The sequence below is a fragment of the Campylobacter armoricus genome, from assembly GCF_013372105.1.
Taxonomy (GTDB): Bacteria; Campylobacterota; Campylobacteria; order Campylobacterales; family Campylobacteraceae; genus Campylobacter_D; species Campylobacter_D armoricus.
The window spans coordinates 1,258,246-1,278,550 of record NZ_CP053825.1 but is presented as its reverse complement, the minus strand read 5'-3'; the positions used below and the strand labels follow the sequence as shown (position 1 = coordinate 1,278,550).

Sequence of the window (20,305 nt, the reverse complement as noted above, 5' to 3'; positions counted from 1 at the left end):
TTTAAACCCTTACTTCTTTGATTAAACCAAGCCACTTTTGTGCCACATTGGCTACTTCATAATCTTTACATCGTTTTTGAGCATTGAGTGCTAATTCTTTTCTTAAATTTTCATCTTGCATTAAAAGGGTGAGTTTTTCACTTAAAGCCTTTTCATCATCTAAATCTACTAAAAACCCATCTTTACCATCATCGATTAAATCTTTGTGACCACTTGTGTATTTAGTACTAATGCGTGCTACTTGATAATATAAACTTTCAAGTAAAATCGTTGGCAAACCTTCTATAAAAGAACAAAGACAAATAATTTTTGCTTTTTTGTATAATTCTTGCATATTTTCAACTTTACCTAAAAATTGAACTTTGATATTTAAACTCTTGGCTTCTAGTTCTAAATCTTGTCTTAATTCTCCATCACCTGCTATTAAAAAATTATATTGATTTTGTAAATTTTTATCCAACCTTGCAATAGCTTTTAAAAACATTGAAGCGTTTTTGTTATGATCAAGTCTGCCTACGAAAATGACATTATTTTCTTTTTCTAAATTTTCTTTTATGGGGTGAAAATGGCAAGGATTTGGCATATTGATAACTTTTTTAACAAAGCTTTCATAGTATTTTTTATCATCATTACTTAGCACTGTTAAAGCATTAGCATAAGGAAAACTTATACGGCGTAAAAATTTCCAAATTTTAGATTTTAAATAAGTATAAGAGCTATGTTCACTAATGATTAAAGGTATATTTGAGTCTTTGTTTGCCCAAATACAAGCAATATTGGTTGTATCTAAAAATGAGATAAAAACATCACTTTCATGGTTTTTAAGTGCTTGTTTTAAAGCTTTGAATTTTTTAATGCGTGAGACTATTTTATTATAAAGAGTAGAAAAGTCAAATTGTTCTAGGGTGAAAAGGTTGATTTTTGGATCAAGCTTGTAAAATGAGTCTTCTTTATGAAATTTAATAATATTTATTTCATGATTTTTACAAAACTCATTAGCTAAAGTGACTAATACTCTTTCAGCACCACCTGAATTTAAAGTCGCTATAATGAAAGTGATTTTCATACTTGTTCCTTTAAATTTCCATGATCTACTTCAAATACTCTATCACAGCCTTGTATGGTTGAGAGTCTATGAGCGATGATGATTAAAGTTTTATCTTTTGAAATTTTATAAATTTCTTCCATAATTTTTGCTTCACTTTCTTGATCAAGAGCACTAGTTGCTTCATCTAAAACTAAAATTTCAGGTTGTTGGTAAAGTGCTCTTGCTATGGCTATTCTTTGTCTTTGTCCGCCACTTAAAAACGAACCTGAATCACCTACCTTGGTATGCACTCCATCTTCAAGTGAATTAACAAAACTTTCAAGATTAGCTTGTTTTATAACTTTATGTAAAAGTTTTTCATCAACTTCTTCTCCAAAACTAATATTTTTAGCAATAGAATCATTAAAAAGATAAATTTGTTGAGGTATGTAGCCAATTTTACTTCTAAAACTTTTTAAATTATTTTCGCTTAATTTAACACTATCAACAAAAATTGTTCCATCACTTGGTTTTAAAAGACCTATGATAAGATCGACCAAAGTGCTTTTTCCACTCCCACTTTTGCCTATAAAAGCGATTTTTTCATTTTTTTTAAGTGTAAAATTTAAATTTTTAAATAAATTTTTCTTACCCTTATAAGCAAAGAAAAGATTTTTTAAAGCGATTTTTTCTTTAAATTCAATATTTTCATCACCTAGCTTTTCTTCTTTTTCATTAAGTATGTTATAAATAATATCTAAAGAGTTTTTATAATATGTGATTTCATTATAACTTGTAATGATACGATTTGCACTTGGCATAAGCCTATAAAGAGCTACTACAAAAATGGTAATAGTTGCTAAAATAGATGAAATATCACTTTCATATCTTAAAACCAAATACACCACGATAAAACAAAGCATACAAAAACCTATACCTTCGAGATAAATTCTAGGTATGCTTGACATGCTTTCATTGCTAATGTTTGCTTTGGCAAAAAGCCCACTTTGAATTTCATAAAGCTTTTGTGTGCTTTGTTCTTTGGTTTTGAGTTTGATGATTTTAAGATTGTTTAAATTTGCATTTAAAATTTCAAAATAATTTTTCATCGCCTCTTCTCTAGCTATGGAAGCTTTTTTCACTAAGGGTGAGAGAATTTTAATCAAAATAAAAGCATTTAAAAGTAAAAAAGCACTTAAAGCTAGGGTGATTTTATAGTTGATAATTAGCAATAAAGTATAAAGCAAAAACACCACAAAGCTTTCACTTAGCATAAGCAAAAATGCACTAATTAAAGTGCTTAAATGAAATACTTCTTGAGTGATAGTTTTTAAAAGTTCTGATTGATTTTTATTAGTAAAATTTTCATATTCAAGATGTAAGTATTTATCAAAAATACGACAAGCAAGGCTGTGATAGCGCCCTTTAGAAAAGCGTGCGAGCAAATGAAAATAAAAAGCATTTAAAAAGGCTCTAAAAATATAAAAGGCGATTAATATACAGCCAAAATAAGCAATAATTTTATAACTTGGTAAATTTAAATACTCATATATAGGTTGAAAATAGGAGCTTTTTTCTAAAAGCTCAAAATTACTCGCCACTGATACAAAAGGCATGATTAAAGAAATAGCAAAGCTTTCTATAAATCCTATAAAAATAGAAAAAATAAGTAAAGCAAATAAAAATTTCTTATCATGGGCATTGAGTATATAAAAAAGTTTTTTTAACACTGTTTTTCCCACTCATAAGCACTTTTGCAGATTAATTCTAAATCATCATATTTTGGTTTCCAATTAGTTAGAGTTTTGATTTTATCTGCATTTGAAATAAGTACAGAAGGATCCCCAGCTCTTTTTGGTGCAAGCTCTACTTTAAAATCAACTCCACTTACTTTTTTCATGGTTTCAATAACTTCTTTTACACTAAAGCCATGTCCATAGCCAACATTGAAAATATTGCTTTCGTTATTCTCTAGGTATTCTAAAGCGGCTAAATGCGCACTTGAAATATCATCAACATGGATAAAATCTCTTATACAAGTGCCATCTTTGGTATTATAATCATCGCCAAAAATATAAAGCTTTTCTCTTTTTCCCATGGCTACTTCAGCAGCAACCTTGATAAGCAAAGTAGCTTTTGGATAGCGTTGACCTATAGGATAACTCATGCAAGCACCTGCTACATTGAAATACCTTAAAATGCAGTATTTAAATTCAGGATTAGCCATATTAGCATCTTGTAAGACTTTTTCACTCATTAGTTTGCTTTGCCCATAAGGATTAATCGGTGCTAACGGACTTTGTTCATCTACGATAGGAGTTTGTGGCTCTCCATAAGTAGCTGCGGTTGAAGAAAAAATGAATTTCTTTACACCTGTTTCTAAACAAGTTTGGATTAAATTGCTTGTATTTGCGGTGTTGTTCATATAGTATTTTAAAGGATTTTCCATACTTTCAGGCACTTCAATACTTGCTGCAAAATGCACAATCGCATCAAATTTTTCTTCTTTAAAAAGTTTTTTAATCCCAGCATAATCGCTTAAATCTTGCTCAAAAAACTTAAAAGGTTTAATCTTAGAAAGTTCATCTAAGCTTTTTTTGCTACCTTTTGAAAGATTATCTAACACACAAATTTCATGATTTGTTTCTAAAAATTGTTTTAAAGTATGAGAACCTATGTATCCTGCGCCACCGGTGATTAAAATTTTCATTTTTATCCTTTTTGTGATGTTTAATAATAGTTATTTTAATATACTTTTCTTAATTAATTTAAAACTTATTTTTTTCTTTTTCTATGGCCTCTAAAAATGGTTTTTGATAACTTTTATCGCTATGTTTTTGTAAAAGCTGTTCTTTAAAATGCTCCAAAATATTTAGATAATCTTCTTGAGTTAAATTTCCTTTAATGAGTTCGTATTTTAAAAATAACATATAGGTATTTAGCACATCACTTTCACAATATTCGTGAATTTTTTCTACTTTGTTTTGATAGAAAAGTTCTAATACTTCATTTCCATGCATATCATACTTTCCAGGAAGTCCTGCCATAGCACAAAGTGTATCGAGCCTTAAACCTTTTTGACCAAAACTTCCTAAAGATTCTAATAAATCACAATGCTTTTCTTCAGCAAATTTACTTTTGTAATTATTCCATTTATCACTTGCATCTAAATACGCACTTGCGTTGATATTATACTTTAAAGCTCTTATGACAAGCAAAGGCATATCATAGCTTTTACCATTAAAGCTAACAAGACGAGGTTGGTGTTTTTCTATGAAGTTAAAAAATTCTTCTAGCATTTGTTTTTCACTCTCGCCTTTGATTTTATTAACTTTTATGAAATTTCCAAATTTATCTGCAATCACTGCACAAATGCTTATAATTTTATGAAAAGGTAAGGGTAAAAACTCACTTCCGCTTTCTTCTTTTTGCTTACTTAAAGCTTGTTTGCTAATACTTAAATCATCGCCATTAAAATCATAAATGTGTTTAATTAGCTCTATATCAGGAATACTTTCACAATCAAACACACAAATATATTCTTGCATAATAAACCTTTTTTTAAAAAAATCTTTGTTACAATCATAACAGAAAATTTAAAAATAAAGTAGCATATGAAAATAGGATTGGTTAAATTATCTGCACTTGGAGATATCATCCATGCGGTGATTGTTTTGCAATTTATTAAAAAGCATTATCCTAAGGCGAGTATTGATTGGTTTGTAGATGCAAGATTTGCAGGTTTGTTGCAAGATCATCCAATGATTAATGAAGTATATGCCCTGCCTTTGAAAGATAGAAAATTTAAAGAAGTTTTTGCTATGCTTTTTGAAGCAAGACAAAACAAATATGATGTTGTGATTGACTTGCAAGGTTTGATTAAATCTGCTTTAGTGAGTAAATTTTTATGTGCTAATACTTTTGGTTTTGATCAAGAAAGTATTAAAGAGAGTTTTGCGAGTAATTTTTATACGCATAAATTTGCGTGCAATTATGAAGAAAATATTATCGTGCGTAATCTTTCTTTGGTAGCTTATGTATTAAATGAACATTTTGATTATAATGATATAGAGCTAAAACAAAGTTGTTTTAGTGTAGATGATGAGTTGAAAGAAAGCTTGGAGCAAAGATTGTCTTTAGGAGAAAATACACCAAATATACTCATACATGTAGGATCATCTACGCCTAATAAGATTTACCCAAAAGAGCGTTTGATATTGCTTTGTAGAATGCTTTTAGAGTATTTTACTAATGCAAAAATTATGCTTGGTTGGGGCAATGTAGGTGAGTTTAATTTTGCTAAAGATATTGTCTTAAACTTAAAACATTTAAAAATAGAACTTGCACCAAAATTAAGCTTAAGTGAGCTTTGTGCTTTAACTAAGGCAAGTGATTTGATTATCGGAAATGATAGCGGACCAACTCATTTGGCTTTTGCATTAAATAAGCCCTCTATAACGATCTTTGGGGCAACGCCTAGTCAAAGAAATACCTATGAAACAAATATTAATAAAACTATCAATGCGGGTAAAAAAATACTACATTCAAAACATATAGATAAAAGTGATTTTTGCATACAAAATATCGATGAAAAAGATATTTTTAAATTAGCTTGTGAGCTTTTGGAAAAATGATAAATTATATATATTTAATACTTTTTTATATATTAAAAACTCTTGTTATGTTTTTACCTTCAAAAATTTTAAATTCTTTTGCAAATTTGGTTGCTTTAATAACCTATAAGTTAAATCATAAACACCGCAAAATTATCGATATAAACTTAAAAATTTGCTTTCCTGAAAAAAATCAAAAATGGCGTGATGAAACTAGCCTTAATATTTATAAAAATTTTGCTAAATTTGGAATTGATTTTATCAAAAATCAAAATGCGAGTAAAGAAGAAATCATTAACAAAATTTGTTTTGACGATGAGAAACAAATTTTAAATTTAATGCAAAGTAAAAGACCCTTGATCGTAACTACGGCTCATTATGGCAATTGGGAGCTTTTAGCTCTTTATTGTGGAGCCAAATTTGAAGGAATTTCTATAGTAGGTAGAGCTTTAGATAGTAAAATAATGGATAAAATTTTAAGCAAAAATCGCACACAATTTAATATAGAGCTTATAGAGAAAAAAGGCGGACTTAAAAAAATGCTAAAAGCCTTAAAAGAAGGTAGAGCTCTTGGAATTTTAACCGATCAAGATGCGGTAGATAGTGAAAGTATAAAAATACAATATTTTAATCAAGAAGTAAATTTTATAGTAGGTGCAAGTGTGCTTGCTAAAAAAGTAAAAGGGGTGATTTTACCTTGCTTTGTATATCAAAAAGATGATAAATTTTTTATCAAAACTTTTGATCCTATGGATGCAAATGAGCATTCCATAGAAGAGCTTACAAAATACCAAGCAAAAACTTGTGAAGAAATGATAAAATTTAAACCTGATGAGTATTTTTTCTTTCATAAGAGATTTAAAAGATATAATCATGAATTGTACTTGTAGGATTTAAAATGGATTTAAAACAAATTAGTGTGATAATGATTGTAAAAAATGCTCAAAAAACTTTAAAAGCTTGTTTGGAGACTTTACAAGAATTTGGCGAGATTGTTTTGATAGAAAATGATAGCAGTGATGATACTTTAAAAATCGCTTATGAGTTTAGTAAAAGTTATAAAAATATCAAGATTTATCAGCATAAATTTATAGGTTTTGGACCTTTGAAAAATTTAGCCATAAGCTATGCTAGTAATGATTGGATTTTTAATATCGATGCAGATGAACTTGCTAAAAAAGAATTTTTACAAGAACTAAAGCAAATTGAGCCTAATAAAGAAGATATCATAGCCTTACCAAGAGAAAATTTATACAATGGAGAATGGATTAAAGCTTGTGGGTGGTGGCCTGATTATGTAATGCGAGTATTTAATAAAACCCATACTAATTTTAATGAAAATTTAGTACATGAGAGTTTGATTTTACATGAAGATAGTAAAAAGATTAAGTTACAAAATGGTTTGAGGCATTTTGCTTTTGAAGATATCGATAGTTTGTTAGATAAACTTCAAAAATACTCCAAGCTTTGGGCTTTGCAAAATTTACATAAAGAAAGTAGTGTTTGTAAGGCTTTGCTAAGGGGAATTTGGACTTTTTTTAGAAATTATATTTTAAAAAAGGGAATCTTTTATGGCTATAAAGGCTTTATCATAAGTACTTGTAATGGTTTAGGAGCTTTTTTTAAATATATGAAATTATATGAGCTTAAAAGGCAAAAGCCAAAAACTTGTGCATTAATCATCACAACCTATAATCAAAAAGAAAGGCTTGCTTTAGTTTTAGATAGTGTTAAAAACTTAGAGCCTTTACCAGATGAGGTTTTAATAGCTGATGATGGAAGCAGGGAAGGTACAGCCAAGCTTATACAAGCTTATCAAAAAGATTTTCCTTGTAAGTTAGAGCATATTTGGCAAGAAGATGAGGGGTTTCGTGCCGCAGCAAGCCGCAATAAAGCAATTAATGCTTCAAATAGTGAATATATTGTTTTAATCGATGGGGATATGATTTTAGAAAAAAACTTTATTAATGATCATTTAAAATTTGCTAGCTTAAAGACTATTTTACAAGGCTCAAGAGTGATTTTAAATGAAAAAGAAAGCAAGGAGCTTTTAAACGAAAATGATTTTAGTTTGGCATTTAATAAAAAGGGTTTTAAAAACCAAAGAAATGTTTTTTTAGCTAAATGTGTATATAAATTTTCAAAGCTAACTAAGAAATTTTTTAAAAAATCACAGCTTGTTAAAGGTAGTAAAACTTGCAATATGAGTTTTTATAAAAGCGATTTTGAAGCCATTGAGGGTTTTAATGAAAAATTTATAGGCTGGGGTAGGGAAGATAGTGAGTTTGTAGCTAGATTTTTATTTAATAATGGAGTATTTAAAAGGCTTAAATTTAATGCCCTAGCTTATCATATCTACCATGAAGAAAATAGCAAAAATATGCTTGAAATCAATCATCAAATTTATCTTGAAACTATAAAAAATGAAAAAACAACTTGGAGATAAAGCATGAAAAAAGTAGGCGTAGTAATCCCCATATACAATGTAGAAAAATATCTAAAAGAATGTTTAGATAGTGTAATCAATCAAACTTATACTAACTTAGAAATCATACTAGTAAATGATGGTAGCACAGATGAAAACTCATTTAACATAGCAAAAGAATACACTTTAAAAGATAAAAGAATAACTCTTTTTGATAAAAAAAATGGCGGTTTAAGCAGTGCTAGAAATACAGGTATAGAATTTTTTTATGGTGAATATGAAACACAATGTATTGAAAAAGAAAATGAATTAAGCATTTTTAAAGTTATTGGTAACAATCCGCAAAATATTTATAAAATTTATAAGCATAAAAATGCTTTAGTGAATGATAAACTAGAAATTCCAAAGATTGATTATATTATCTTTTTAGATTCTGATAATTATTGGGGGTTAAACTGCATAGAAGAGTGCGTTGTAAGAATGCAAAATGTAGATGTATTGTGGTTTGACCATGCTTGTATTTATGATGATGGTATAGAAGATAAGGGTCAAAAAACAAGGATGAGTGTATTTAATTTTACTCAAGAATGCACTATCACTCCAAGAGATTATGCTAAACAGGCTATAAAAGTAGGTTCTAGGGATATTTCATTTAGTTGGGGTGGTATGATAGATTTTTTATTTTTAAAACAATTAAAACTTAAATTTATCAATAAAATTATCAATGAAGATATACATTTTGGTATGGTTTTGTTTGCTAGTGCTAATAATATTTATATTTTGCCAAAAAGATTGTATTTGTGTCGTTTGAGAGCAAATAGTATATCAAATCATGATAAAAAAGTTACAAAGGCAAATGTGTCAGAGTATTTTAAAGATCTATATGAAGCTTTTGGAGAAAACGCTAAAGAAGCAAAAAATTATTTAAAAGCAGCAAGTAGGATGATAACAGCTTTAGAATTAATAGAATTTTTTAAAGATCAAAAAAGTGAAAATACATTGGCTATAAAAGAGACATTTTTACCTTTTTATGTAAAAAAGGCTTTGATGATTAAAAAATTTAAAAAAGATCCTTTGAAATTAAAGGAAAAATTACCTGTAATCAAACCTTTTATCCAAACAAAAATTCCTTATGAACTTTGGAAAATTTGGCAAAAAATAAAAGGTGTTTTTAGATAAAATCAACCTTGCAAGATGATTTTATCTATCATTGAATCTTTTTTTATAGACTTAAAATGCGTGAGTTTGTGTAAAAAACTTTGCTTTTGAATTTCTTCCCAAAGAGTTGGATTAAATTTTTCTTTGGCGCTAAATTGCAATAAATGGCATTCTATATCACTCATGTTTTTATAAGTATCATTTGCAAAGCCATGTTCTTTTAAAAGTTCAAAGATAACATGCAGGGCAAAATAATAATGATTTATATTAGATGATTCATTTTTCCAATAAAATATTAATATATCTTGTAAAGCTTTTATAAAATTATTATTTGTTTTGGCTATTAGAAAGCTACTTAAAACTTTAACCTTAAAATCATCATTCCAGTTAAAATATCCATAAGAAAAATATCCACTTTTTGCTAATTTATTTAATCTTTCTTTGCTCGGTTTCATTTTTGATCTCTCAAAAGCGAAAAAATCTTTTTTACATAATTCTTGTGGAATTTTATCACTCAAAAAAATATTTGCATCACACCAAATTCCACCATAGGTTGCAAGCAAGCTAACCCTTAAAAGATCTGAAAAAAAAGTTATGGTTTTTTCTCCAAAAAAATTATTTTCTAATTTTTCTATAATAAATGATGGGAAATCAAGATAATTTTTTATAGTATCTTTATCCAGTATAATGATTGTATATTCATTTCCCATATGTTTTTGTATAGATTTAAAACATTTTTGTATAGCTAAAGAAGTTTGATTTTTACCTTGGTACCAAAACTGCCAAATGATTTTATCGTTTTTAAAATGGTATTTTTTTTCAAAAGAAAATTGTGGAATTTCTCCTTTTATAAAAGGATTTATATAGTTGTTTGAAAGATAGTTAGCTACTTTAGGGTGTTCTAACTTATACTGGATATGATTTCTTAATTTTCTTCTTGTTGATTTTATAGGTATAAACGAACTTAGTTTTTTTGTTAAATTATTATAAAGTAAGTGGTTGTGGTGTATTTGCATATACATTCCTAAAAAGTTTTTTGATATAATATCAAAAATAATTAAGGTTGTGTATGAAAACCATTGGTGTAATAATCCCCATATATAATGTAGAAAAATATTTAAAAGAATGTTTAGATAGTGTAATCAATCAAAGCTATACTAATCTAGAAATCATACTAGTAAATGATGGTAGTATAGATGAAAACTCACTTAATATTGCAAAAGAATATACTTTAAAAGATAAAAGAATCACTCTTTTTGATAAAAAAAATGGAGGACAAAGTAGTGCTAGAAATGTAGGTATAGAATATTTTAGTGGAGAATATAAACTCAAAAATAAAACTAAAAATTTAAAAGAAAATTCTTTAATAGAATTTAACATAGAAGGTAATAATCCTTATGAAATATACACTGTATATAAAAGTTATAAAGCTTTTAATAACGAACAAGATTTAACTAACTTTACTTATCCTATTATAGATTATATTATCTTTTTAGATTCTGATGATTATTGGGAATTAAACTGCATAGAAGAATGTGTGTCTAGAATGGATGGGGTAGATGTGGTGTGGTTTGATGAGGCTAAATACTATGAAATACCTTGCAAAAATCAAAGTCAAAGTAGCAGGCTAAAAGACATTAATATAAAACAAGAAAAAAAGATTACTTCACTAGAATGGCTACGATATCTAGCAAAAAGTAAGATGAAAGATTTTTCTTTTGTGTGTTCTGGTATGATAAATTTTAATTATATAAAAGAGAAAAAATTAAAATTTAAAAATCATATTTTTGCTGAAGATCATTTATTTGGAATTTTGCTTTTTTCTCAAGCTAAAAGTATTTATGTTTATCCTAAAGTATTTTATTATTACAGAATTCGAGCAAATTCATCAACAAATCAAGATAAGATAATTATTAAAGATAACATACTTCCTCATTTTAGAAACATATTGGATGCTTTTAACGGAGATGCGTTTTTAGCAAAGGAGTATTTTAAATATGCTAGTTGGGTGTTGATAGCCTTAGAATTAATTAGTTTTATTAATAGTTATCAAGATAAAACAATCTCTTTATTTTTGAAAAAAGTTATTTTGTATTTTTATGTTAAAAATGCAATTAAGATTAGTAGTTTTAACAAAGATCCTTTGTGTGTTAAAGAAAAATTGAAATTTTTAAAATCTTATAAGATTTCAAAAATTGGATATAAAATTACAAGAATGATTTTAATTTTTAAATAATGAAAATATTCTTTGGAATATTTTTTTTGGATGTCTAAAATATAATCTAATGGTAAAATATATTTTATAAAGTTTAACAAATTTTACATAATTATATATTTTATTCTTGATTTCTAATGGATCTTTTGTAATTTTTCTCTGTATAATGGAATATATATAACTTTTTGAAGATTTTCTTAAAAAGGAGTTTTGATTGTTAAAATTTTGTATTTTTAAGGCAATAACAAGCAAGCAATACAAATGAAAATACTCTCTAAGTTCTTGATAATTATTAAAATGCCCCCCCCCTGCTAGATTTTTTAAGTATTTAGGTAATTTTTTTGGCATGGTATTATTTTGAATGTTGGTTATAGAGCCTTGTCTAATTCTATAAATCATTAAAGTTGTATCAGTATAAAATATTCTTCTTGCCAAGCAAAATAAAATTGTTCCAAAATCGTGGTCTTCGTGATAAATTCCATGAGTAAAGCGAAGATTATATTTATTTAAAATATCAGATTTGAAAGCTCCTTGCCAAGCAAAATAAAATTGAAGAAAATTGTTTTTTTGTAATAATTTTATACCGCTATCAAAAAATACTTTATCACTTTTTAACATCAAGTTGGTTGGAGGATTTTTTAAAAAGTAAGAATTACGCTCATGATATTCATCAAAACCATGCATACAAATATCTAATTTTTTTTCAATCATTTCTTTTATGCAAAGTTTTATACAATCATTTAAAAAATAATCATCAGAATCTAAAAAATGAATTATAGAATCTGGTAGTTCTTGAACCAAAAGATCGTTTATATTTTCTATATTTGTTTTTATATATCTGCTTTGAATTTGTTTGAAATTTGAGTCAATAGTTTCTTTGCTAATTTGTTTTGTATTTTTTTTAAAAGTATGAGTTGAAGTAAAAGAGATTATGTCTTGTTCTTTATTATTTTCAAAAAAGCTTCTAAGTTTAGTACCTTTTATAAATTCTAATCCCATATTTCTAGCTGAACTCAAACCCCCATTTTCCTTAGAAATTAAAAATATTCTTTCATCTTTATCTAGATATTTTAAGGCTATATCTAAACTTTCATCATTACTTCCATCATCTACTAAAATAATATCCAAGTGTTTATAAGTTTGATTGATAACACTTTCTAAACATTCTTTTAAATATGGAGCTACATTATAAATTGGTATGATAATGGAAATTAAAGGATTATTCATTGTGTATTCTTAAAGTTAGAAAATTAATAAATTTATAGTATTTTTGTAAAATTTTGTTAATAATTTTTCTATATTTGTATATAATATAGTTATATTTTAATTTATTGTAATTTATTTCTCTATTTAAATTATTTATTTTTAATTGTATAATTATAGTTTTTAAAAATATAAATATATTTTTATTTATATTGATATTGGATTTTAAAAATGAGGATAAAATTTTAATAACTTTTTCTTCATCATTTAAGTTTTTTTGAATTTCTATTATATTATTTGTATTAACAGAACTTTCTTGATTTTGAAAATAATAATATATATGCAATGAACTAGTAGCTATTTTTTTGGAGTTTAAAATTATAAAAAAATACAATAAAGCATCTTCGGCCATAGTTAATTTCATGTTTAAATTTTCTATATAGGTAAAAGCTTTTTTATATGTGTCTATTTTGATAATTTTTGAGCAAAGATTCCAATGACAAATGTTTTTTTGACTTATTAAAATATATTGACAATAATCAGTTGTTGTAAAAAAGTTATCCTTTAAAAAACTATCTTTTTTAATGCCATTTTGTGTATGATATATAAAATTAAACCATATAAAGTCTAAATTATCATTTTTTAAAATTTTAATACACTCTTCGCAAGCATTAAGTTCTAAATAATCATCAGGATCTAAAAACATTATATAAGGCGAAGTTGCTACTTTTACTCCTTCATATCTAGCTCTTAATAATTTTAAATTTTCTTTATTATGTATTATTTTTATTCTTTTATCTTTACTAGCATATTCTTTTGCTATATCTATGCTTTTATCATTTCCACAATCATCTACTACAATGATTTCTATATCTTTAAAGCTTTGATTTATACAACTATCCAATGCTCTAGCTATATATTTTTCTACATTATAAGTTGGTAATATGATTGAAATTTGTGACACAATAAACCTTGTTTTGAATTTTTATAATAAAATTATATTATATTTTTTATTTTTTGGAGATAAGATTGAAAATATTAATTATGGATATAGATATTACTTTGAAAGGTGGTGTAGCTAGAGTTGTAAGCAATCTAGCAAATGCTTTATCAAACACACACCAAGTTGATATACTTAGCGTATATAAAAAAAATGAATTATTTTTTGAAATTGATAAAGAAATCAATATTTATTTTTTAAACGATAAAGAGCAAAAATATACAAGCAAAGACATATATAGAAAATATAAATATAATGTTTTATTATATTTATTGTTTAAACTAAAATTTAAATATAAGTATTTTTATGAAAGAATGCAAATATATTTTCAAAATAAAAAAATAAAACAATTTTCTTTAAAATACGATGTAGTAATTAATAATAATTATTTTTTATTCAATCAGAAAAATTTTGAAAAAGTTAAAACTATTCAAATTATGCATGGAAATTTTATATATTATTCAAAAGATTTATTAAGAAATTTAAAATATTTTAATACTTTAGTTATTTTATCTAACAAGCAAATAAATGAATGGAAAAAATATCATAAAAATATCCAAGTTATACCAAATTTTATTCCTTCTATCCTTGAAAAAAGCAACGATTATAAACAAAAAAATGTTTTAAGTATAGGAAGATTTGAGTTAAATGATGAAAAAGGTTTTTTAAGACTTATTGAAATTTGGAATTTGGTGCAAAAAAATAAAAAATATCAAGGTTGGACTTTAACCATAGTTGGTGAAGGTGATTTAAAAAACACCATAGAAGAAAAAATTAAAGAAAATAATCTTGAGAATTCAATCATTTTAAAACCATTCACTAAAGAAATAGAAAAAGAATATTTAAATGCTAGTGTTTATGTGATGTGTAGTCATTATGAAGGTTTTCCTATGGTATTAATAGAAGCTAGCTCTTATGCTTTGCCTATAATATCTTTTGATATAAACACAGGTCCAAGCGAATTAATAGAAAATGAAAAAAGTGGATTTTTAATAAATGATGGAAATTTAAAAGAATTCGCAAAAAAACTTTGCATTTTAATGGATGATGAAAGTTTAAGAAAAACTATGGGGGGGGGTGCAAAGGATATAGTAAAAGTAAAATTCAGTAAAGAAGTTATTATAAAAAAATGGGCTAAATTACTTAAAAATATATGATTAAATTCGCTTATTTTTTATAAAAATTCTTCTAGGATGTTTTATATAATATTTTGCGTAAAAAAGTATTGAGAACAATGGATAATACTTATCTTTAAAAGAAAATTCAAAATCAAGTTTTTTTGTTAAATCCATAATTTCATGTTTTTTTAATAAATCTGCATAAATTCCTTTTTTATAAAAATGATTTTTATTTATATGATAGGTATTCCATATTTCTGAAAATAAATGCAAAAATGGTTGTGTTGTGTCTATATTTTTATTAGGATCTATAAAATTTTTAGCTTCCAAATATGAAATTTGGCAAGTCATTTTATAATCCCATGCAAAACTTTCTAAACCCATTTTTTTTACATGATTTGCTAAAAACCAAGGTCCTATAGCACCCCATTCTATAATTTTTTGATTATTTATTATTTTATTAGCTTCTTGTATGAGATTTTTTCCAAAATCTGAGTATTGAGGAAATTTTAAAAATGAAGTTGTTATCCTTGGTTTTGTTTCATCCTCGTCAATTTCTTGAGAGAATACATATTCTTGATTTAAATCCAAATAATTTAAACAAATCATATCAAGATCTACCCATACCCCCCCCCTGAGATAAAGCATATTAAATCTAAAATAATCAGAAAAAGCAGCTACTCCAGCACCTCTATCATCGCTAAAATAATTTTTAAATGGTATAATCTCATTTGCATCTTTTAATTCAAAATTATCAAAAATTTCATTTAATTTATTAAAAATTCTATCATCTAAATTATAAGTATAAAGTTCAAATTTATATCCATTATCCAAAAAAGACTTTATAGATAAAAGTTCCATTAAACCTATACCTTTATATCCTTTAGGTGTATACCAAAAGCTGGAAATTGTTTGTTTCATATTCTAAACCTTAATATTTTATCCCAATAATTTTGCCATAAAATTACTTTATTTTTCATATAAATGCTATCATTACACAAAAAATTAAAGAAAAATCATGAAAAAGATATTAATCACAGGTGCAGATGGTTTTATAGGTTCGCATTTGGTTGAAATGCTTTATGAGCAAAGCAAAATGCAAGAGTCGTCATTTTATGGATATGAGATTAGAGCTTTAAGCCAGTATAATTCTTTTAATCATTGGGGATGGCTTGAAGATATCAAGTGTTTAAAAGATATTGAAGTAGTTTGTGGAGACATTCGAGATCCATTTTTTTGTAAAAATATCACTAAAGATGTAGAAATCATTTTTCATTTGGCTGCTTTGATTGCTATACCATTTTCTTACATCGCTCCTTCATCTTATGTGGAAGTTAATATCAATGGGACTTTAAACATATGTCAAGGTGCGCTTGAAAATAATGTAAAACGCATCATCCATACAAGCACGAGTGAAGTTTATGGCACTGCTTTGTATGTGCCTATTGATGAAAAACATCCTTTGCAAGCACAAAGTCCTTATTCAGCTAGTAAAATAGGTGCTGATGCAATGGCGATGAGTTTTTATAATGCTTTCAATCTTCCACTAACCATAGCAAGACCTTTTAATACTTATGGTCCAAGACAAAGTGCAAGAGCGGTTATACCTACTATCATCACACAAATTGCAAATGGGGCTAAACAGATCAAGCTTGGAGATGTAACTCCTACTAGAGATTTTAACTATGTAAAAGATACTTGTGCAGGATTTTTAGAGTTAGCTCAATGTAAAAATACCATAGGCGAGGTGGTAAATATAGGCTCAAATTATGAAATTAGCATTAAAGATACTTTAGAGCTTATTAAAAAACTTATGAATTCAAATGTGGAATTTATCATAGAAAATGAGCGTATTAGACCTGAAAATAGTGAAGTTTTTAGACTTAGATGTGATAATAGCAAAATCAAAAATCTTACTAATTTTATACCACAATACGATATAGAAAAAGGTCTAAGTCAAACTATAGAATGGTTCAGTAATCCTTTAAATTTAAAAAAATATAAAAGCGATATTTATAATGTTTAGACATATAAATTAAAAAAAGGAGTATGATGGAAAATAAATTTATTTTAAATTCTGAAATTTCAAAGAATTTAGGAGATAACTCTCAAATTTGGGAAAATATCTTTGCAAATAAAGAATGGGGTAAATATCCAAGTGAATATTTGATACGCTTTATAGCTAGAAATTTTTATAATGTTTCTAATAGAAAAGATATTAATATCTTAGAACTAGGACTTGGTACAGGAGCAAATTTATGGTTTTGTGCAAGAGAAGGTTTTAGTGTAAGCGGAATAGAGTGGAGTCAAAATGGAGTAGATAGATTTTTAAAAAGAATGAAAGAAGAAAATTTATTAAACCTTGTAAAAGATATAAAAATTGGTGATTATTTTGAAAAGTTAGATGAATTTGAAGATGAGAGTTTTGATTGTTTTATAGATAATTATTCTTTAGCTTATAATGATTTTGATAAAACAAAACAAATTATTGAAAAAGTTATGAAAAAATTAAAATCAAAAGCTAAATTTATTTCAGCAACGCCAAGTTTTAATAATCTTGGATTTTATCATGATGAAAATTTAGCTTATCATACTTGTAAGCCTACTCAAGGTCCTGATGCTTTTACCGGGGAAATTAGATATTGTGATAATGAAGATATTGTATCATTATATAATGGAGCAAATTATAAAGTTGATTGTGTTAAAACTTTAATTTCAAAAGAAAAAGATATTGTAGAAAAAGAGCTTTATATCATAGAAGGAAGTAAATTATGAATAACTCTCAAATTTGGGAAAATATCTTTGCAAATAAAGAATGGGGTAAATATCCAAGTGAATATTTGATACGCTTTATAGCTAGAAATTTTTATAATGTTTCTAATAGAAAAGATATTAATATCTTAGAACTAGGACTTGGTACAGGAGCAAATTTATGGTTTTGTGCAAGAGAAGGTTTTAGTGTAAGCGGAATAGAGTGGAGTCAAAATGGAGTAGATAGATTTTTAAAAAGAATGAAAGAAGAAAATTTATTAAACCTTGTAAAAGATATAAAAATTGGTGATTATTTTGAAAAGTTAGATGAATTTGAAGATGAGAGTTTTGATTGTATCATAGAAAATTTGTCATGGTGTTGCAATGAAAGAGAAAAAACAAAAGCAATTTTTGAAAAAAGTATAAAAAAATTAAAACCAAATGGCAAATTTATTTCTGCAACTATAGGAAGTAATACTTTTGGTTTTGATAAACATAAATTTGATCTTCAAGAAATCAAAGAGGGTATTTACACAGGTGTAGGATTGTTGCGTTGTGATGATGAGTTAAGCTCTAAAGAGCTTTATAATGCAAATGATTTTGTATTAGAGCATTTGCATAAAATTAGCTGCGAAAATAATGGAATTATCTATAATGAATTATTAATCATAGAAGGTAGAAAATTTGCAGTTTAATAATGATATTTATCTTAATGAAAATTATGCGAGATTGTATGGAGAAGTGTTTGTCTTTGAAAATTTCGATGGTGATAAATATTTTAAAATCATTGCAAATAAATATCCAATAAAATCTTCTAAATATTTTGATTTACAAAGCGTATATGGTTATGGGGGGGGGGTATCGTGTAATAGCAATGATGAAAATTTTATCAAGCAAAGTATAATAAAATTTAAAAACACCGCTAAAAAACAAAACATCATAGCCTTTTTTATCAGATTTCACCCTTTTGATTTAAATATAGATATTTATAAAAAATATTTAAATTTTTTTAGACAAGAAAAAAAGATAATCATAGTAGATACTACAAATACTATTGCTTCAATTCGAAAGAATTATAGTTTGAGAATGAAAAGTATTGTAAATCAAGCTAGAAGATTGATTGAAATTTTACAATGTGATAAAAATGAAACATTAAATTTTTATGAGCTTTATCAAAAAACTATGCTAAGAAATAAGGCTAGTAAATTTTATTTTTTTGATAAAGAATATTTTGAAAAATTGTGGAATTTTGAAGATTATGTAGTATTTAAAGCAAGATTAAATAACGAAGATATAGCTTTTGCTTCATTTTTCATGGGTGAAGAAATAACTTATTATCATTTAAGTGCAAATACTCTTAAAAATAATGCAAATGCTTTATTGCTAGATCATTTTTTTGAATTTTCAAATCAAAAAGGAAAACAAAAATGTATTTTAGGAGGTGGAGTAAAAGATGATGATAGTTTGTTTGCATTTAAATCAAAATTTTCAAAACAATTTGTTTATTTTTATATAGGTGGAATTGTTATTAATGATGAAATATATAACAATATGTGTGAAAAATACGATAATAATTATTTTTTAAAATATAGAAATTAAAGATTTAATTTTACAAATTTTAGATAACATAGCCGCAATATTAAATATTTAGTAGGACAATTTAATGACATATTGTGATTATTGTGTGATGCCAGATACTAGACCAGGTATTAAATTTAGCAAAGATATAGATGATAAAAATATTTGCTCAGCTTGTATTAATCATAAAAATAAAGAAAAAATTGATTATAAAGCCAGATTTAAGGAGCTGGAAAAACTTTGTGATAAATATAGAAGGATGAATGGAAAATATGAATATGATTGTGCTATAGCTGTAAGTGGTGGCAAAGATTCGCATTTTCAAGTGCATATTATGAAAGAAAAATTAGGTATGAATCCTATATTATTTAGCGTGGAAGATAATTTTACCATGACTGAAGCTGGTAAGAAAAATTTAAAAAATATTTCTGAAGAATTTGGTTGCCATCTTATAAGTTTAAAGCCTGATATAAAAACTCAAAAAAAAGTTATGCTAAAAACCTTTGAAAAATATGGAAAACCAACTTGGTTTATAGATAGACTCATATATTCTTATCCTTTTGCTATGGCTTTGAAATTTAATACTCCATTGCTTGTTTATGGAGAAAATGTATCTTATGAGTATGGGGGGGGGTATTGTGAAGAAACCTATAGTGCTAAAGATATATTTTTAAATGGAGTGGCAAGTGATTTGGATATTAATGAATTTATAGATGATGAAATAAAAGAAGAAAATTTGCAGTTGTTTTTTAATCCTAGTCAAGATGATATTGGTAAGTTAGATCCTATATATTTAAGTTATTTTATCAAGTGGAATTCTTATTCTAATTATATTTTTGCTAAAAGTAGAGGTTTTAGCGATTTACAAGGTGAATGGGATAGGACTCATTGTGCTGAAAATTTTGATCAAATAGATAGCATAGCTTATATCATACATGCTTGGATGAAATATCCTAAATTTGGTCATGCTATGGCTAGTGATTGTGCTGCTAGATTTGTAAGATATGGTATGCTAAGTAGAGAAGAAGCTGTAAAAATAGTAAAACAAAAAGATCATAATTTAGATAATAAATGTGTGGAAGATTTTTGCAATTTTTTAGGAATTTCAAAATCTAAATTTTGGCAAATAGTGCAAAAACATTATAATAAAGATTTATTTTATAAAAATGAATTTGGAGAATATAAATTAAAATATCAATTACAATAAAGGATTAATT

General features: G+C 26.2%; 18 protein-coding genes and 1 pseudogene. 11 read left to right on the top strand and 8 right to left on the bottom strand.

Going from position 1 to position 20,305, the window contains the following annotated elements:
- Position 1 precedes the first annotated feature (1 nt).
- Genes pglH through CARM_RS06510 form a run of 4 tightly spaced genes read right to left on the bottom strand, consistent with a single transcriptional unit; the run spans position 2 to position 4,575 of the window.
- The gene (pglH, locus tag CARM_RS06525; RefSeq protein WP_139425580.1) at positions 2-1,066 is read right to left on the bottom strand and encodes a GalNAc-alpha-(1->4)-GalNAc-alpha-(1->3)-diNAcBac-PP-undecaprenol alpha-1,4-N-acetyl-D-galactosaminyltransferase; all 1,065 of its coding nucleotides are present in this window, start codon (positions 1,064-1,066) and stop codon (positions 2-4) included.
- Positions 1,063-2,757 (bottom strand): BC-type lipopolysaccharide transporter PglK, encoded by a 1,695-nt coding sequence (gene pglK, locus CARM_RS06520; protein ID WP_139425582.1) that lies wholly within the window; start codon positions 2,755-2,757, stop codon positions 1,063-1,065. The genes pglH and pglK overlap by 4 nt, the downstream gene beginning before the upstream one ends.
- The gene (gene galE, locus CARM_RS06515) at positions 2,751-3,737 is read right to left on the bottom strand and encodes a UDP-glucose 4-epimerase GalE (protein WP_139425584.1); all 987 of its coding nucleotides are present in this window, start codon (positions 3,735-3,737) and stop codon (positions 2,751-2,753) included. Before galE ends, pglK begins: the two co-directional genes overlap by 7 nt.
- Positions 3,738-3,795: 58 nt before the next feature.
- Complete coding sequence (locus CARM_RS06510; protein WP_139425586.1) at positions 3,796-4,575, bottom strand: 3'-5' exonuclease; 780 nt, start codon at positions 4,573-4,575, stop codon at positions 3,796-3,798.
- A 66-nt stretch (positions 4,576-4,641) separates the two neighbouring features.
- Here CARM_RS06510 and waaC point away from each other — a divergent pair, with 66 nt between their 5' ends.
- The 4 genes and pseudogenes from waaC (at position 4,642) to CARM_RS06490 (ending at position 9,263) form a co-directional block, all read left to right on the top strand.
- Positions 4,642-5,661, top strand: coding sequence for a lipopolysaccharide heptosyltransferase I (waaC, locus tag CARM_RS06505; RefSeq protein WP_139425588.1), 1,020 nt, complete (start codon positions 4,642-4,644; stop codon positions 5,659-5,661).
- Positions 5,658-6,530: a lipid A biosynthesis lauroyl acyltransferase gene (locus CARM_RS06500; protein ID WP_139425590.1), complete on the top strand. Its 873-nt coding sequence runs from the start codon at positions 5,658-5,660 to the stop codon at positions 6,528-6,530. Before waaC ends, CARM_RS06500 begins: the two co-directional genes overlap by 4 nt.
- An 8-nt stretch (positions 6,531-6,538) precedes the next feature.
- Positions 6,539-8,086, top strand: coding sequence for a glycosyltransferase family 2 protein (locus CARM_RS06495; RefSeq protein WP_139425592.1), 1,548 nt, complete (start codon positions 6,539-6,541; stop codon positions 8,084-8,086).
- A 3-nt stretch (positions 8,087-8,089) separates the two neighbouring features.
- A pseudogene (locus CARM_RS06490) lies at positions 8,090-9,263 on the top strand (glycosyltransferase family 2 protein).
- On the opposite strand, the gene CARM_RS06485 reads toward CARM_RS06490, so the two are convergent.
- A complete protein-coding gene (locus CARM_RS06485) occupies positions 9,247-10,239 on the bottom strand; it encodes a capsular polysaccharide synthesis protein (RefSeq protein ID WP_139425595.1) in 993 nt (330 codons plus the stop codon). The pseudogene CARM_RS06490 and the gene CARM_RS06485 overlap by 17 nt on opposite strands.
- Positions 10,240-10,292: 53 nt before the next feature.
- Between CARM_RS06485 and CARM_RS06480 the strand changes: the two genes are divergently transcribed.
- The gene (locus CARM_RS06480) at positions 10,293-11,459 is read left to right on the top strand and encodes a glycosyltransferase family 2 protein (RefSeq protein WP_139425597.1); all 1,167 of its coding nucleotides are present in this window, start codon (positions 10,293-10,295) and stop codon (positions 11,457-11,459) included.
- Here the strand turns inward: CARM_RS06480 and CARM_RS06475 are convergent.
- Together CARM_RS06475 and CARM_RS06470 are read right to left on the bottom strand one after the other, a co-directional pair.
- Positions 11,445-12,665: a glycosyltransferase family 2 protein gene (locus CARM_RS06475; RefSeq protein WP_139493267.1), complete on the bottom strand. Its 1,221-nt coding sequence runs from the start codon at positions 12,663-12,665 to the stop codon at positions 11,445-11,447. The two genes, CARM_RS06480 and CARM_RS06475, sit on opposite strands and share 15 nt — an antisense overlap.
- Positions 12,658-13,605 (bottom strand): glycosyltransferase family 2 protein, encoded by a 948-nt coding sequence (locus CARM_RS06470; protein ID WP_139425599.1) that lies wholly within the window; start codon positions 13,603-13,605, stop codon positions 12,658-12,660. Before CARM_RS06470 ends, CARM_RS06475 begins: the two co-directional genes overlap by 8 nt.
- A 65-nt stretch (positions 13,606-13,670) precedes the next feature.
- Here CARM_RS06470 and CARM_RS06465 point away from each other — a divergent pair, with 65 nt between their 5' ends.
- Entirely contained in the window at positions 13,671-14,798 is a 1,128-nt protein-coding gene (locus CARM_RS06465; protein WP_139425601.1) for a glycosyltransferase family 4 protein, read from the top strand.
- On the opposite strand, the gene CARM_RS06460 is transcribed toward CARM_RS06465, so the two are convergent.
- A complete protein-coding gene (locus tag CARM_RS06460) occupies positions 14,799-15,680 on the bottom strand; it encodes a glycosyltransferase (protein WP_139425603.1) in 882 nt (293 codons plus the stop codon).
- Between the two features lie 97 nt (positions 15,681-15,777).
- Here CARM_RS06460 and CARM_RS06455 point away from each other — a divergent pair, with 97 nt between their 5' ends.
- From CARM_RS06455 to CARM_RS06435, 5 genes are all read left to right on the top strand, one after another.
- Positions 15,778-16,785, top strand: coding sequence for an NAD-dependent 4,6-dehydratase LegB (locus CARM_RS06455; protein WP_139425605.1), 1,008 nt, complete (start codon positions 15,778-15,780; stop codon positions 16,783-16,785).
- 26 nt (positions 16,786-16,811) lie between these two features.
- A complete protein-coding gene (locus CARM_RS06450) occupies positions 16,812-17,534 on the top strand; it encodes a class I SAM-dependent methyltransferase (RefSeq protein WP_139425607.1) in 723 nt (240 codons plus the stop codon).
- Positions 17,531-18,205 carry a class I SAM-dependent methyltransferase gene (locus tag CARM_RS06445; protein ID WP_139425610.1) on the top strand — a complete coding sequence of 225 codons (675 nt, stop codon included), beginning with the start codon at positions 17,531-17,533 and terminating at the stop codon, positions 18,203-18,205. The genes CARM_RS06450 and CARM_RS06445 overlap by 4 nt, the downstream gene beginning before the upstream one ends.
- Positions 18,195-19,109, top strand: coding sequence for a hypothetical protein (locus CARM_RS06440; RefSeq protein WP_139493285.1), 915 nt, complete (start codon positions 18,195-18,197; stop codon positions 19,107-19,109). Before CARM_RS06445 ends, CARM_RS06440 begins: the two co-directional genes overlap by 11 nt.
- A 64-nt stretch (positions 19,110-19,173) precedes the next feature.
- Complete coding sequence (locus tag CARM_RS06435) at positions 19,174-20,295, top strand: N-acetyl sugar amidotransferase (RefSeq protein ID WP_139425611.1); 1,122 nt, start codon at positions 19,174-19,176, stop codon at positions 20,293-20,295.
- The last annotated feature ends 10 nt before the right edge of the window (positions 20,296-20,305 follow it).